This is a genomic window from Afipia massiliensis, assembly GCF_001006325.2.
In the GTDB taxonomy this organism is placed as follows: Bacteria; Pseudomonadota; Alphaproteobacteria; order Rhizobiales; family Xanthobacteraceae; genus Afipia; species Afipia massiliensis_A.
This window is the reverse complement of record NZ_LBIA02000001.1, coordinates 3,561,779-3,576,294: the sequence shown is the minus strand read 5'-3', so window position 1 is coordinate 3,576,294 and position 14,516 is coordinate 3,561,779. Positions and strand designations below refer to the sequence as shown.

Here is a 14,516-nt window from a genome sequence, read left to right as displayed (position 1 = left end):
TTAAGCCTTAGCCTGTCCGGATTTGCGGCCTATTCCGACCCAACTTGTCACCGAGAAGCTAACGCGAGAATGAGTTCGTGTTGCGTAAGGGGGACAGAATGTCAAACCGCACCGCCGCAATTGCTTTTGCCGCCATCACCGGCTGCGTTTCAACTTTCGGCATCACATCGGCATCGGGAAATCCCGCCAGCGCGGCAGCGGGAAGCACCGCCAATGCCGCCGACGAGTGCCTTCCCGGTCCAAAGGCCACGACGCCAGCCGGCGGGCACTGGTATTACCGAGTCGAGAAGGGCACCAAGCGCAAGTGCTGGTATCTCGGAGACGCAGGCGCGAAAACAAAAAAGACAGCGGCGACTGCGCCGGCGTCATCAGGCACCGCCGAACAGGATACACCTCCTCCGACAAAGATCGCGCCTTCACCGAAACAGGAAGCCGCGAAAAAACCCATGCAGAAATCCATCGCGAACGCGCGGGCGGAACTGACCGCTGGAACGCCGGATGAAGATCCGTCGCTTGCGGAAACAACCTGGCCGCCGATGCCGGGCCCTTCCGCCAACGCCGATGTCCGCAACGATAACCAAGCGGCTGCGATGCAGCCTGCTCCTGCTCCGGGCGCAAACAAGCAAGGCTGGAACGTCGCGACGCGCTGGCCCGAACCAGCCGCAGCCGCTACTGCCAGCGACCGGCCCGCCGCTATGCCGCAACCTGCGCAAGCAACTCCGGCTCTCACGGCGGAGCGTCTCGCCACCGCCGCTGCAACGCCGGCCCCGTCGCCCGCGCCTGCGATGACGACAGGCGCAGCGTCACCGCAACCACAGCAGTCCACGGCCGCTGCGGAAACCGAGGGCATGTCTGTCAGAATCCTGTTGAGCATTCTCGTCGGCGTGCTGGCGCTCGCCGCGATCCTCGGCCCGTTGCTGTTCAAATACTTCCGGCCGAAGCCGCGTGAAGACGACCGCACCTACGGTCAGCGCCGTCCGATCTGGGACTTGAACGTGTCCAACGAGGCAATTCTGCAGGACAATCCACCGCTCGTGATACCGCTCAACCACGCGCACGCCCTGCCCCAGCCACGCGTGCTGGAAGAGCCGCGCATGCTGGACGATACTGCCGATGAGATCGAGCAATTGCTGTCGCGCGCCTCGAAGCGTTCGGCAGCTTAAGCTGCCTGCTTCATAAGCGGCGGGCGCAACCCGCCGCTTACTTCTCCAATTGCTTTTGCAATTCGCGGACGAAGGCCGACAGGCCGGTCTGGCGTTCGCGCTTGAGCCGCTCGGCCTTGAGGATGGTCACGACCTGCGAATACGCCTCGTCGAGATCGCTGTTGGTGACGACGTAGTCGTATTCCGCCCAGTGGCTGAGTTCGTGGCTGGCGCGGCTCATACGGCCGCGGATAACTTCATCCGTATCCTGCGCGCGGGTATGCAGCCGCTTCTCAAGATCCGCTGCCGACGGCGGCAGGATGAAAACGCTGACGACATCGGCGCGGGCCTTCTCGCGCAATTGCTGCGTGCCCTGCCAGTCGATATCGAACAGCACATCCTGACCTGAGGTCAGCGCATCCTCCACCGGCTTGCGCGGGGTGCCGTAGAAATTGTCAAACACCGGCGCATGTTCGAGCAGTTCGTTGCCCTTCACCATGGCGTCGAACTTCGGCTTGTCGATGAAGTAATAATGCTCGCCGTCAACTTCGCCGGGACGCTTCGCGCGCGTTGTCACCGACACCGACATCCGCAGATCGTGGATCTTGTCGATCAACATACGCGCCAGGGTGGATTTGCCTGCGCCCGATGGCGACGACAGCACGAACATCAGCCCGCGCCGCTCACCGTCTCTCAAGGTGCCCCCCGCCGCCATGTCCGCTTACTCCAGATTCTGGACCTGCTCGCGAAACTGCTCGACAACGCTCTTCATCTCAAGCCCGGTGTTGGTCAGTTCGATGTCGTTCGACTTCGAGCAGGTGGTGTTGACCTCGCGGTTGAATTCCTGCGCCAGGAAATCCAGCCGCCGCCCCACCGCCCCGCCCTTGCCGAGCAGTTCGCGGGTCTGCGCGATATGCGAGGCGATGCGGTCGAGTTCTTCGCGGATGTCGGCCTTCGCCGCGATCATCAGCGCTTCCTGGCTGAGCCGGTCGGCGTCGAAGCGATCCGACGTTTCCAGCAGTACCGTGATTTGCTCGGCGAGCCGCGCCCGAATCGCCTCGGGCTTCCGACCGGGGGCAGCTTCCGCCTTTTGCGCAAGACGTTCGATCTCATCCATGCGCTGGGTCAGAATCTGGCCGAGGGATATGCCTTCGCGCTTGCGCATGTCGATCAGGCTTTGCAGCGCCTGCTCGAACGACGCTGAGACGGCGGCGCGTGCGGCCTGCATTTCGGCCTCGTCGCTCTCCGGCTCGACGACTTCGATGACGCCCTTGATCCCGAGCAATCCGTCGACGCTCGGCGCAACGGCATCGGTGCGCGCGGAAATCTCGCCCGCGACTTTCAGAATCGAGGACAGAACGTCCTCGTTGATGCGCACGACCGAAGCCGCACCGGTGCGTTTCACTGTGAGGTTGGCGTAGACGGTGCCGCGCGACAGCAATTCGGTGGCGCGCTTGCGGGCTGCGGTCTCGACATCATCCCACCCTGCGGGCACCCGCAGCCGGAAATCAAAGCCCTTGGCGTTGACCGATTTCAATTCCCATTCGAACGCATAGGGTCCGCTGGTGCCGTGGCTTCGCGCAAAGCCGGTCATGCTCGACAGCGCCATCGCGAAAGTGTCTCCGTCTCTGGTGTTCAGAACAATGCAGATTGCGAGCCGGTCAACCGGCTCACGTCAGGACTGAGCTTGTCCCTGAAATCGGCAAGGCACGCAAGAGAGGGCAGCGTTACTGCGTCTTCTCTTCTTCGGGCTCCGGCTCGGCGGGTGCCGCAGCCGGGGCGCGCTTTGCGGTGCGTTTGCGCGAGGCTGCGTCCGCCACCGGCTCGTTGGCGATGATGCTGGCAGGTGCCGAGGCCTTCGGGGCTGCGGCCTTCGGAGCGGCCTTTGGGGGCGCGCTCGGCTTGGCGGGAGCCGCAGGCGCGCCTGTTGCAGGCGCTGGGACAGCCGCGACCGGAGGCTGATCGTCGGCATCCACGGTGTCGTTCTGCTGCTGGCGTTCCATCGCACGCAGCTTCGCAACGCCCTTCTGGTGCTGGTCGTAGGTTTCAGTGAACGAATGGCCGCCGGTGCCGTCGGCGACGAAGAACAGATCGCGGGTCCGCGCCGGATTGGCGGTGGCTTCGAGCGAGGCCCGGCCGGGATTGGCGATCGGTCCCGGCGGAAGTGCGTCGATCACATAGGTGTTGTACGGCGACGGTTGCGTGATCTCGCTGCGCTTGATCGGCCGGCCGAGCGTGCCCTTGCCACCGACCAGGCCGTAAATGATGGTCGGATCGGACTGCAGCTTGATGCGCTGGCGCAAACGATTCGTGAAAACGGCGGCGACGCGGCTGCGCTCGTCGGCCCGGCCGGTTTCCTTTTCGACGATGGACGCCAGCGTGACGAGTTGCTCGGGCGAGCGGACAGGAATGTCGGGATTGCGGCGAGCCCAGACTTCGGCAAGCACCTTCTTCTGCGCCTGCTGCATACGGTGGATCACCTGATCGCGCGGCGTGCCACGCGGGAAGTTGTAGGTGTCGGGCAGCAGCGTGCCTTCACGCGGCTGCTCTTTCAGCGAGCCCGCGAAAATATCATTCTCCTGAAGCCGGGCGACGATCTGCTCAGACGTCAGGCCTTCCGGAATGGTGATGGAATGCTGCACCACCTTGCCTTCGACGATGGTGCCGATGACGTCGCGCAGGCTGGCGTTCTTCTGGAACAGATATTCGCCGGACTTCAGACCCGACCGCGCATTGAGCGCCAGGACGCTGCCGATGAATGTCCAGCGGTCAGCCGTGATCACGCCGTTGCGCTGAAGGATGTCGCCGATATCGGTCATACCCGCGCGCGGGGGAATGTTGACGACCTTGTCTTCGGCAAGCGGACCTTTGGCCTCGATCGTCTTCTTGCCGTAGAAGAAGACGCCGCCAGCCAGCAACATCGCGACAATCAGGAACGTAAAGATCGCGTTCCCGACCACAACGAGCGTGCTTCGTGCGCGCTGCGAATGCTTTGGCGGCTGCGGCACCTGTTCGGGCTCGAGCGCCGCGCGCGGACTGCGGGGCGCAATGGGAGGTCTCTGGCTCATCGAAGCAACCTGAATTCTGCCGGCGGTTTAAATATTATTGATTCAGTAATTATACGCGCAGTCGTGAGAGAAATTATGTCCGAATGAGGCAAAACCGTGAAGACAGTTTTGCCTCATTTCTACAGCCTTTAAGTCTTCTCTTTAGCTCGAGACGCTTAGTTTGCCAGACGCCGGACGACCAGCGAAGCGTTGGTGCCGCCGAATCCGAATGAGTTCGACAGGGCCACGTTGATCTCGCGTGGCCTTGCCTTGTTCGGGACGAGATCGATCGCCGTCTCGACGGAGGGATTGTCGAGATTGATCGTCGGCGGCGCGACATTATCCCGAATCGCGAGAACGCAGAAAATCGCTTCGATGGCGCCTGCCGCACCGAGCAGATGGCCGGTGGACGACTTGGTCGATGACATCGAAACCTTCGACGCCGCATTGCCAAGCAGACGTTGCGCTGCGCCAAGCTCGATCTCGTCGCCGAGCGGCGTCGAGGTTCCGTGTGCGTTGATGTAGTCGATGTCGGAGGCCGTCACGCCCGCACGCTTCATCGCAGCGCTCATGCAGCGGTACGCGCCGTCGCCGTCTTCGGCCGGAGCGGTAATGTGATAGGCATCGCCGGACAGGCCATAGCCCACGACCTCGGCGTAAATCTTTGCGCCGCGCTTTTTGGCGTGCTCGTATTCCTCGAGCACCACGACGCCTGCGCCCTCACCCATCACGAAGCCGTCGCGATCCTTGTCGTAGGGCCGCGATGCGATGGTCGGATTGTCGTTGTACTTGGTGGCCATCGCGCGCAGCGCACAGAAACCGCCCATGGCGAGACGGTTGACGGCGGACTCGGCGCCGCCCGCAACCATCACGTCGGCATCGCCGAAGGCGATCAGACGGCTGGCGTCGCCGATGGCGTGTGCGCCGGTCGAGCAAGCGGTGACAACCGCATGGTTCGGACCTTTGAGGCCGTGCTTGATCGAAACGTAACCCGACGCGAGATTGATCAGACGGCCGGGAATGAAGAACGGCGACAGCTTGCGCGGCCCGCGCTCCTTCAGGATCACGGCGGCTTCGCCGATGCCCTCGATGCCGCCGATGCCGGAACCGATCATGGTGCCGGTAGCACAGCGGTCTTCCTCGGTGGCCGGATGCCAGTTGGCGTCGTCGAGCGCCTGGCTCGCGGCCGCCATCGCGAAAATGATGAAATCGTCGACCTTGCGCTGCTCCTTCGGCTCCATCCAGTCGTCAGGATTGAAGGTGCCGTTGGTGCCGTCGCCGCGCGGAACCATGCATGCGATCTGGCAGGTCAGATCGGAAACTTCGAATTTCTCGATACGGCTGGCGCCACTGTCGCCATTGAGGATGCGTTTCCAGGTTTGCTCGACACCATTCGCGAGCGGCGAAACCATGCCCAGACCCGTGACGACAACCCTCCGCATACGTTCTTCTCCGGTACGATCGGCGAACGCCAACAAACGCCGCTATGACAGCAAGACGGCGGGTCGTTCGATTACAACCCGCCGCTCGTCGTCATGGCTGCGCGGTGGCGTCAGCTCTTTGCGTTTTTCTCGAGAAACTTGGTGGCGTCGCCCACGGTGAGAATGGTTTCCGCGGCATCGTCTGGAATTTCGCAGCCGAATTCCTCTTCGAACGCCATCACGAGTTCGACGGTGTCGAGGCTGTCTGCGCCGAGATCGTCGATGAAGCTGGCAGCATCCACAACCTTCTCTGGCTCGACACCAAGGTGCTCGACCACAATCTTCTTAACTCGCTCGCCAATCTCACTCATCGTTTAACCTCGTGCTTGTTCCATTAAACTCGACCGCAAAACGATACGAGCCCCTCGCGGTGCGAAAAAAAATGCGAATTCGTGCCGTCCGTACCACGCGTCCCCGTACCTTCGCCATAGCGGCGAAGTGACCGAAAACGGCGGCTGGCGCCGGAACGGCAATATACGGGGTTTGGCGATCCTGCAATGGCGTTTTCCCCAACCGAGTGCCGTTCGGTTACCATACTTCCCCGGAGTTGACCACAAGGCCCCGGCCCCCGTCCACCGGCCTGTCCCGCTTGACAAAATCCCTGCGGAACGGGCCTTAAATCATTGCCATACCGCCGTTAACATGGATGGTCTGGCCGGTCACATAGGCCGCCTCGTTGGACGCGAGATAGACTGCCGCCGCAGCGATATCTTCCGGCGTTCCGAGCCGCCCGGCAGGCACCTTGGCCAGCACCCCTTCGCGTTGCTTTTCATTCAAAACGTCGGTCATCGGCGTTGCAATGAAGCCGGGTGCAATGCAGTTGGCTGTCACATTGCGGCGCGCATATTCCGCCCCCACCGATTTCATCATGCCGATCAGGCCGGCCTTCGATGCCGCGTAATTGCCCTGCCCGGCATTGCCGGTCACGCCGACCACCGAGGTGATCGCGATGATTCGGCCGAACCGCTTGCGCATCATCAGCTTGGTCGCGGCGCGCGCCAGCCGGAACGTCGCGGTGAGATTCACCCGGATGACGTCGTCGAAGTCTTCGTCGCGCAACTGGACAAAGAGGTTGTCCCGCGTGATGCCCGCATTGGCCACGAGAATATCGAGCTGACCCATCGCCTTCTCGGCGGCAGGAACCAGTGCTTCGACCTCGGCCATGTCGGAAAGATTGCACGGCAGCACATACACGCGCTCTTTCAGTTCGCCTGCGAGGGTATCGAGCGCCTCGCGCCGGGTGCCCGAGATCGCAACCGTGGCGCCCTGTGCGTGCAACGCCCGCGCGATCGCGCCGCCGATGCCGCCCGTCGCTCCGGTCACGAGCGCCGTCCTGCCTGTCAAATCGAACATGTTGCCCCCTTGGGAGAAGTCCCGGGTATGGGTCAAAGATTGCGCTTCGTTTGCCGCAAGAAAACGCCGTTCGTCAATGACCCCTGCCCGGTCTCTTGCCACAAAAACCGCCCCGGCCGGCCCGGCCGCCGCGGTCCGTGGCACTTTCCTTGCCTAATCTCTTGCGTCGCAACAGAGACTAATGCCGACCGCGAGTTCTTCAGCGACAGGCGACGCATGGTGGCGTCAGGCATGAGACAGTCCTACTATCGCAATTGATCTCTGTTCTTGATCCGAGTTAGCGCGAAGGGTTTCTCATGAACCTCACGACGCCAGCCAACGAGCCCGGACGCCTAGAAGCGCTAAAAAACTACGCAATTCTCGACACACTTCCGGAAATCGGGTTCGACGAAATCGCCGAATTGGCGGGGCAGATTTGCGACTGCCCTGCCGCCTTGGTCAGTTTCGTGGACGCATCGCGGCAATGGATCAAGGCAAAGTATGGCCTTCTCCCTGCGGACCTTACCGAATGTCCGCGGGAAATTTCGATTTGCAGCGCCGCGATCTGCAACAACGACATCCTCTATGTTCCCGACCTGGAAAAGGATCAAAGATTCAGCGCCAACCCGCTTGTGACCGGTGAATTCCAACTGCGCTTCTATTGCGGCGTTCCACTCATCACCCAAGAAGGTCACGCCTTGGGTACATTGTGCATCATCGACTTCAAGCCGCGTGAACTGACCTTTGAGCAGCGGGAGGCATTAAGGCGACTATCGCGGCAGACGATGGTTCATCTCGAACTGCGCCGGCAGTTGCTTCAGCGCAACGAGATGCTGCTCGAATTGGGGCTCGCGCGCGACCGCGCAGTTGCCGAGCAAGCGGTGTCGGATCGTCTGCTCCTGAATATTCTGCCACGATCGATCGCGGACGAGCTTAAGGCGACGGAGCGCGTTCAGCCGCGTTTCTTCGACTCTGCGACCGTGATCTTTATCGATTTCAGCGGCTTCACCCGCCTCGTGGAAACAATGGAGCCGGCGAGCGTCATCGATCAGCTCGACCAGCACTTCACAAAGTTCGACGATATCATGGCCAGACATCGCCTGGAAAAACTCAAGACGATCGGAGATGCCTATCTGGCCGTTGGCGGCGTACCGGAACCCAATCGCTCCCATGCAATTGATACCGCGTTATGTGCGCTGGAAATTCTCGAACACACCGCCAAACTCAATCGGCAGCGCGAGAAGCTGCACTTGCCGGCTTGGCAGGTGAGGATCGGAATTAACACCGGACCGGTTATCGCTGGCGTCGTTGGAAAGCACAAATTCACCTATGACATTTGGGGGAACACTGTGAACATTGCCGAGCGCGTCGAAGCTGCTGGCGTTCCGGGCCGCATCAGTATTGCCGAGTCGACATGGCCGCACATTCAAGCGCGTTTCGAGACGGAAGCGCGCGGCGCCGTCGAAGTAAAGCACAAGGGTTTAGTGAACATGCATTACCTCAATCGCATCAGACCCGAATATTCCTCTGATTCAGACGGGATGACGCCCAATGAGCGATTTTGGAAACAGGGATAGCAGCGTCCCACGAGATGTTGTCAGTTAGGGCTTAGCCGCAATTGAACGAGGACAGCTACCGATGCGCTATCGCACCGCCATCGCGTCACAGCTCTTCGCGTTCGACGACCTGAAGCAGGTCATGGCCTATGCCAGCCCTGCGCGCTCGGGCGATACCCTCGCCGGCATTGGCGCGGCCTCCGCGCAGGAACGGATGGCGGCGCGTCATGTGCTGGCGGACGTACCGCTCAGGCAGTTCCTCACGGAGGCCCTGATCCCCTATGAGGACGACAACATCACGCGGTTGATCATCGACAGCCACGACGCGACCGCGTTCGCGCCGGTGTCGCATATGACCGTCGGCGATTTCCGCAACTGGCTGCTGTCGGAACAGGCGACGACCGAGACACTCGCGGCACTTGCGCCGGGCCTCACGCCGGAAATGGTCGCGGCGGTGTCCAAGATCATGCGCAATCAGGATCTGATCGCGGTGGCGCGCAAGCGCCGCGTCATCACCCGCTTCCGCGACACCATCGGACTCGAAGGGCATCTCTCGGTGCGGCTCCAGCCGAACCACCCCACAGACGACTTGCGCGGCATCGCGGCATCCACCCTCGACGGTTTGCTGATGGGATCGGGCGATGCGGTGATCGGCATCAACCCCGTCTCCGACAGCATGCCGGTGCTTGGCAACCTGCTGCGCATGCTGGACGAGGTGATTCAGCGTTTCGAAATCCCGACGCAGAGCTGCGTACTCACCCATGTCACCAACACGATCCAGCTTGCGGAAAGCGGCGCACCGGTGGATCTCGTGTTCCAGTCGATCGGCGGCACCGAGAAGACCAACCTCTCTTTCGGCGTGACGCCAGAACTTCTGGACGAGGCGCGGGACGCTGCCCTGTCGCTGAAGCGCGGCACCGTCGGCGACAACGTGATGTACTTCGAGACCGGTCAGGGCAGCGCGCTGTCGGCGGACGCGAATTTTGGGGTCGATCAGCAGACCTGCGAGGCGCGCGCCTACGCACTGGCGCGGCGCTACAAGCCGCTGCTAATCAACACCGTGGTTGGTTTCATCGGCCCCGAATATCTCTACGACGGCAAGCAGATCATCCGCGCCGGGCTGGAGGATCATTTCTGCGGCAAGCTGCTCGGCCTGCCGCTGGGTTGCGATATTTGCTACACCAACCACGCCGAAGCCGATCAGGACGACATGGACACGCTGCTGGTGCTGCTCGGCGCAGCCGGCATCAATTTCATCATGGGCGTTCCGGGCGCGGACGACGTCATGCTCAACTACCAGAGCACGTCGTTTCACGATGCGCTATTCCTGCGCGAAACCATGGGCCTGAAACGCGCGCCGGAGTTCGAGGCGTGGCTGCAACGCATGCAGATCACCGACGCCGAGGGCCGGCTGCGCCCGCCCTCGCCCAACGCGCTGCTCGGCGGCATGGGCAATCTCAAGTCGCTGGTCGCATGACGGACAAGAAAGACACCGAAAACAACGTCACGGAAAGTCCCTGGAGCGAATGGCGCAGCGTCACGCCGGCGCGGCTTGCACTTGGGCGCGCCGGTGCAGGCATGCCGACCGACGAGGTGTTACGCTTCGGCTGGGCCCATGCGATGGCGCGTGACGCGATTCAGGCAGCACTCGATGTGCCGAAGCTAGAGGCGGCGCTACGCGCGCAGGGATGGACCGTCGCGCATGTCCATAGCCGCGCGACGGACCGCACCACCTACCTGCGGCGGCCGGATCTGGGGCGCGTGATCGATCCCGACGAGATCGCCAAGCTGCGTGCAGCACCCATCCAGCGCAGCGACATCTGCATCGTGATTGGCGATGGGCTGTCGTCGCTGGCGGTGGACCGTCACGCTGCGCCGCTGCTTGCCGCGTTGAAGCCACTGCTTGCGGATGAACTGAAGCGGGCACCGGTCGTCATCGCCACGCAGGCGCGCGTCGCGCTGGCCGACGAGATCGCAGAACTGTTGCAGGCGAAGCTGTCGATCATGCTGATCGGCGAACGGCCGGGGCTGAGTTCGCCGGACAGTCTTGGCATTTACATCACGCACGCACCGTTCCGCGGGCGCAACGATGCCGGACGCAATTGCATCTCCAATGTGCGGCCCGAAGGATTGAGCTACGCCGCCGCGGCATTCAAGCTGGCGTGGCTGGTGCGCGAAGCGCTCACGCGCAGGCTGACCGGCGTGGACCTCAAGGATGAAAGCGATCTGGCCCTGCTCGCGGGAAACGCGAACGCGGTTCGCCTGCCGCCATCGAGATAAATAAAAGCCGCGCCACCCGAAGGTGACGCGGCCATGGCCGTTCTGTTGCTAGGTGTACCTACCCCGAATGGTTACGCCGCGAGGCGCACTTCATTCATGCGAACGTTATCGTTTGCATTTAGGTTTTGACCCGATAACGGCGGTATCATGCCGGGCACACTTCAAGGCTTCATAACAAGCATCGAACCTATTTCGCCCCCATCAGAAACGGTTCACGATCAAACCGATCTCACCGAAATGAGAATTAAAGCTCTAACCGCTTCTGGTGGAGGCGCCGGGGTACTGCCCCCCGGGTCTACTTATTGTCCGCGTTGAGATTCAGCGCCATCGTCTTGCGACAAGACCAATATAGGCACGATTTCCGGTTTTGTAACGTGCAAAACGCCACGGTTCCGGTGCGACAATAGGCGGCCGGACGTACCCCGAACCTATTTCGACGCCGCGACGGCCGCCTTCGCAGCCTCGATGTCGCCCGGTCCACCGACCGATACGCCCACCGCGCCGTCGGCAATGCGCTTGACCAGACCGGACAGCACCTTGCCGGCACCAATCTCGAGGAAATGCGTCACTCCGTTGCTGGCCATATACGCAACGCTCTCGCGCCAGCGCACGGTGCCGGTGACCTGCTCGACCAGCCGCTTGCGGATTTCGTCCGGATCGGTGATCGCGGAGGCCAGCACGTTGGACACCAGCGGCGCCTTCGGCTTGTTGATGGTCACGCCGGCCAGCGCCTGCGCCATCGCGTCCGCCGCGGGCTGCATCAGGCGGCAATGGAACGGCGCCGACACGGGAAGAAGCATCGCGCGCTTGGCGCCCTTGGTCTTGGCGATCTCAAGCGCGCGCTCGACGGCAGCCTTGTCGCCGGAGACCACCACCTGCCCGCCGCCATTGTCGTTGGCGGCCTGACAGACCTCGTTCTGCGCAGCTTCTTCCGCCACCGCAACCGCGGCCTCGTAATCCAGTCCCAGCAGCGCGGCCATCGCGCCGACGCCGACCGGCACGGCCTTCTGCATGGCGAGACCGCGCGTGCGCAGCAGCTTCGCGGTATCGCTGATCGAGAAGCTGCCCGCCGCCGCCAGCGCGGAGTATTCGCCGAGCGAATGACCGGCGACGAACGCCGCGTCGCGCGCGATGTCGATCCCGGCCTCGGTTTCCAGCACGCGCAATGTCGCCAGCGACACCGCCATCAGCGCCGGCTGGGCGTTCTCGGTCAGTTGCAGCGTCTCCGCCGGTCCGTCCCAGATGATAGCGGTGAGCTTTTGACCGAGCGCCGCATCGACCTCGTCGAACACGGCCCTGGCCGCTGGAAATGCGTCGGCGAGCGCCTTGCCCATACCGACCGTCTGCGATCCCTGTCCCGGAAAGGTGAATGCTGCTGTCATGGAGGTCCCCTGAAAAGATAGGCCGTAAGACACCGCCGGGGCGGCGGGTGTCAAGCTGCGGCGCGGCGGAGCCGATATGGGCCGGCGCGTTGCGGGCCCTGAACCGCCCGGTCAATAGGCCGGTCGGCCAATGAACCACCCGAATGCCGGTCCCAGATCGGCTCATTGCCGAATTTACTGTGCCGTCAAGAAACCACGGCGGTTCACCCGAAAGAGTGTATTGCGTGCCTCTATTTGCCTCACAATGCTCGGCATTAGCGGCCAACCTCCGTGATATTATGCACTTATTTTGTAAGTTATTTTTCCGAAAGCATAAATATGAACTGGCGACCGGTGAACATTGCCCCGCACGAACTCGGTTTTGAGAAAGCGGGGATCGTCGAAAGATTCCATGAGGCATGCGCTCGCCTGAATGTTCGGCCGGTCACGCCGGACATCAATGGAGGCTACTCCGACCGCACCGCCGGAGCGCGTGTTGAAACGGCAGACGGCCGCCAGTTGTGGCTCAGGGTTGCAGGGGCCGCGTCAACCGACAACCGGCTGCTTAAGGCCGACATCGCAGCTGATACAATTACCGGCGTTCCGAAACCTGTGCTTGTCGAACAAAGCAATTGGGTGAACGGAAACGTTCACTGGACCGCGCGGCTTGTCACGCTTGCAGACACCGCTATTGAAGTGAACCCGTGGGCAGGCCCATCTGCCGCCAGTGTTACGGACGACTGGATCGGCGACCTCAAACAAGCGCTCGATGGTTTGGCCAGCAACACATCGGCGCAAATTCATGTTTCGCCCGAAGCTTTGCAAGAATGGCTTTCCGATACAAATCAGATTGAGCATGAGTTTCAGCAGAGCGAATGGCGGCTGTCTCACAATGATCTGAACTGGAGCAATCTGACCGCTCCCAGGCTGTCGATTTTGGACTGGGAATGGCATGGGCTTTCACCCACAGGCTTTGATCCCGGCCTGCTGATTGCCTACTCGTGCAGGAATGAAGAACTCGTGCGCCGCCTGGAACGTGCGTTCGAACCGTATTTCGAAACGTTCACCGGCCGCGTGGCACGCGCCTTCGCCACCGACCAGCTCCGGAGCGCGGCCGCCGGGGGCTGGCTTGATCCAGCAATGCTTCGGCATCTCGATGCGATGCTTGAGCGGCTCAATAGCCAGGTTCTGCTGGCGTATCACAACACGGAGAAGCGTTCGCGGAAAACCGTTTCGACTGCGGATACGGGCCTTGGCCTCGACGTCGCGACGGGACACGGCATGGATGCCGCCGTGGATGGATACAAAATCGCAGCCGTCATTCCGCTTTACAACGGCGCCAGCTATATCCGCACCGCGCTCGAAAGCGTCCTGGCGCAGGAACGCAAGGCTGACGAGATTATCGTTGTTGACGATGGCTCGACCGATAGCGGCCCCTCCATTGTCGCAAGCATGGCCGCAGCCAATCCGAAGATAAGGTTCCTCTCAAAAAAGAACGGCGGCCAGGGATCGGCGCGGAATTTCGGCGTGCGGCATTCGGCGGCGGACCTGATCGCTTTCCTCGACCAAGACGACATTTGGTATGCGGATCATCTGACAGAGCTTGAGAAACCGTTTTTGCGGAAATCGCGGTTGCCGCTTGGCTGGACCTATTCAAATCTCGATGAGATCAACGGCAACGGCCGGATGGTGTGCCACTCGGTTCTCGACACCCAGAAAAACGAACATCCCAAGCGGACCCTGCAGTGCTGCCTCCAACAGGATATGTTCATCCTGCCGGGGGCATCGCTGATATCAAGGGACGCGTTCGACGCGGTGGGAGGCTTCGACGAACAGTTCATGGGCTATGAAGACGACGATCTTTTCCTGCGGATGTTCTGCCGCGGCTATCGCAGCGTCTATATCGACCAGCCATTGACGATCTGGCGCATTCACACCGCATCGACGTCTTATGGAAAACTGATGGCGCAATCGCGCATGAAGTATTTCAGCAAACTCGTTGCCACGTTCCCGGACGAACCCGAACTACACCGCTTTTATGCCCGGCAGTTTTTTGCCCCCCGGTTCGTGCGGAGCGTCCTGGCAGATCTTCGCAGCGGAATTACTCTGGATAATCACGAGCGCGTGGTGATCGCCTGCTCTCATCTGTGGGAGTTGAGCGGCCACCTCTCGATGCGGCAAAAAATCCCCCTCAGAATGCTGGCTATCCTCGCGCGTTTTCCGATGGCTGGCCAACTGGCCCGGAGGCTGCCGGATGGAGCGGCGAACGGGGTGCGGAGTGTCTTCGGTGTGTGACACCCGTCGCGGCTGTGTTGCG

12 protein-coding genes and 1 other RNA gene are annotated in these 14,516 nt (G+C 61.7%); 5 read left to right on the top strand and 8 right to left on the bottom strand.

The window, feature by feature from the left end:
- The first annotated feature begins 98 nt into the window (after nt 1–98).
- Nucleotides 99–1,163 carry a hypothetical protein gene (locus YH63_RS17315; RefSeq protein WP_137325233.1) on the top strand — a complete coding sequence of 355 codons (1,065 nt, stop codon included), beginning with the start codon at nt 99–101 and terminating at the stop codon, nt 1,161–1,163.
- Between the two features lie 37 nt (nt 1,164–1,200).
- Here the strand turns inward: YH63_RS17315 and gmk are convergent, their stop codons facing one another.
- From gmk to fabG, 6 genes are all read right to left on the bottom strand, one after another.
- Nucleotides 1,201–1,857 carry a guanylate kinase gene (gmk, locus tag YH63_RS17310; protein WP_046826530.1) on the bottom strand — a complete coding sequence of 219 codons (657 nt, stop codon included), beginning with the start codon at nt 1,855–1,857 and terminating at the stop codon, nt 1,201–1,203.
- Between the two features lie 6 nt (nt 1,858–1,863).
- Nucleotides 1,864–2,751, bottom strand: coding sequence for a YicC/YloC family endoribonuclease (locus YH63_RS17305; protein ID WP_046826531.1), 888 nt, complete (start codon nt 2,749–2,751; stop codon nt 1,864–1,866).
- A gap of 118 nt (nt 2,752–2,869) precedes the next feature.
- A complete protein-coding gene (gene mltG, locus YH63_RS17300; protein WP_046826532.1) occupies nt 2,870–4,210 on the bottom strand; it encodes an endolytic transglycosylase MltG in 1,341 nt (446 codons plus the stop codon).
- 155 nt (nt 4,211–4,365) lie between these two features.
- Nucleotides 4,366–5,631 (bottom strand): beta-ketoacyl-ACP synthase II, encoded by a 1,266-nt coding sequence (gene fabF / locus YH63_RS17295; protein WP_046826533.1) that lies wholly within the window; start codon nt 5,629–5,631, stop codon nt 4,366–4,368.
- A gap of 110 nt (nt 5,632–5,741) precedes the next feature.
- Entirely contained in the window at nt 5,742–5,981 is a 240-nt protein-coding gene (locus YH63_RS17290) for an acyl carrier protein (RefSeq protein ID WP_006020277.1), read from the bottom strand.
- 304 nt (nt 5,982–6,285) lie between these two features.
- A complete protein-coding gene (gene fabG, locus YH63_RS17285) occupies nt 6,286–7,023 on the bottom strand; it encodes a 3-oxoacyl-[acyl-carrier-protein] reductase (protein WP_046826534.1) in 738 nt (245 codons plus the stop codon).
- Between the two features lie 296 nt (nt 7,024–7,319).
- Here fabG and YH63_RS17280 point away from each other — a divergent pair, with 296 nt between their 5' ends.
- The 3 genes from YH63_RS17280 to eutC all read left to right on the top strand — a co-directional run bounded on the left by YH63_RS17280 (nt 7,320) and on the right by eutC (nt 10,838).
- Nucleotides 7,320–8,579: an adenylate/guanylate cyclase domain-containing protein gene (locus tag YH63_RS17280; RefSeq protein WP_052753796.1), complete on the top strand. Its 1,260-nt coding sequence runs from the start codon at nt 7,320–7,322 to the stop codon at nt 8,577–8,579.
- Nucleotides 8,580–8,640: 61 nt separating this feature from the next.
- Entirely contained in the window at nt 8,641–10,035 is a 1,395-nt protein-coding gene (locus tag YH63_RS17275) for an ethanolamine ammonia-lyase subunit EutB (RefSeq protein WP_046826535.1), read from the top strand.
- The gene (eutC, locus tag YH63_RS17270; RefSeq protein ID WP_046826536.1) at nt 10,032–10,838 is read left to right on the top strand and encodes an ethanolamine ammonia-lyase subunit EutC; all 807 of its coding nucleotides are present in this window, start codon (nt 10,032–10,034) and stop codon (nt 10,836–10,838) included. Before YH63_RS17275 ends, eutC begins: the two co-directional genes overlap by 4 nt.
- Nucleotides 10,839–10,867: 29 nt before the next feature.
- Here the strand turns inward: eutC and ssrA are convergent.
- Together ssrA and fabD are read right to left on the bottom strand one after the other, a co-directional pair.
- Nucleotides 10,868–11,216, bottom strand: a transfer-messenger RNA (tmRNA) gene (gene ssrA / locus YH63_RS17265).
- Nucleotides 11,217–11,266: 50 nt separating this feature from the next.
- On the bottom strand, nt 11,267–12,220 hold the full coding sequence (gene fabD / locus YH63_RS17260) for an ACP S-malonyltransferase (protein WP_046826537.1): 954 nt from the start codon (nt 12,218–12,220) through the stop codon (nt 11,267–11,269).
- Nucleotides 12,221–12,538: 318 nt separating this feature from the next.
- On the opposite strand from fabD, the gene YH63_RS17255 reads away from it, so the two are divergent.
- A complete protein-coding gene (locus tag YH63_RS17255; protein WP_052753797.1) occupies nt 12,539–14,494 on the top strand; it encodes a glycosyltransferase in 1,956 nt (651 codons plus the stop codon).
- The last annotated feature ends 22 nt before the right edge of the window (nt 14,495–14,516 follow it).

Bases quoted from the DNA above. Each gene is read 5' to 3' on its own strand.
- eutC (WP_046826536.1), top strand. From the start codon at position 10,032: ATGACGGACAAGAAAGACACCGAAAACAACGTCACGGAAAGTCCCTGG.
- fabF (WP_046826533.1), bottom strand. From the start codon at position 5,631: ATGCGGAGGGTTGTCGTCACGGGTCTGGGCATGGTTTCGCCGCTCGCG.
- fabG (WP_046826534.1), bottom strand. From the start codon at position 7,023: ATGTTCGATTTGACAGGCAGGACGGCGCTCGTGACCGGAGCGACGGGC.
- gmk (WP_046826530.1), bottom strand. From the start codon at position 1,857: ATGGCGGCGGGGGGCACCTTGAGAGACGGTGAGCGGCGCGGGCTGATG.
- YH63_RS17280 (WP_052753796.1), top strand. From the start codon at position 7,320: ATGAACCTCACGACGCCAGCCAACGAGCCCGGACGCCTAGAAGCGCTA.
- YH63_RS17315 (WP_137325233.1), top strand. From the start codon at position 99: ATGTCAAACCGCACCGCCGCAATTGCTTTTGCCGCCATCACCGGCTGC.
- YH63_RS17275 (WP_046826535.1), top strand. From the start codon at position 8,641: ATGCGCTATCGCACCGCCATCGCGTCACAGCTCTTCGCGTTCGACGAC.
- YH63_RS17255 (WP_052753797.1), top strand. From the start codon at position 12,539: ATGAACTGGCGACCGGTGAACATTGCCCCGCACGAACTCGGTTTTGAG.
- YH63_RS17305 (WP_046826531.1), bottom strand. From the start codon at position 2,751: ATGGCGCTGTCGAGCATGACCGGCTTTGCGCGAAGCCACGGCACCAGC.
- fabD (WP_046826537.1), bottom strand. From the start codon at position 12,220: ATGACAGCAGCATTCACCTTTCCGGGACAGGGATCGCAGACGGTCGGT.
- mltG (WP_046826532.1), bottom strand. From the start codon at position 4,210: ATGAGCCAGAGACCTCCCATTGCGCCCCGCAGTCCGCGCGCGGCGCTC.
- YH63_RS17290 (WP_006020277.1), bottom strand. From the start codon at position 5,981: ATGAGTGAGATTGGCGAGCGAGTTAAGAAGATTGTGGTCGAGCACCTT.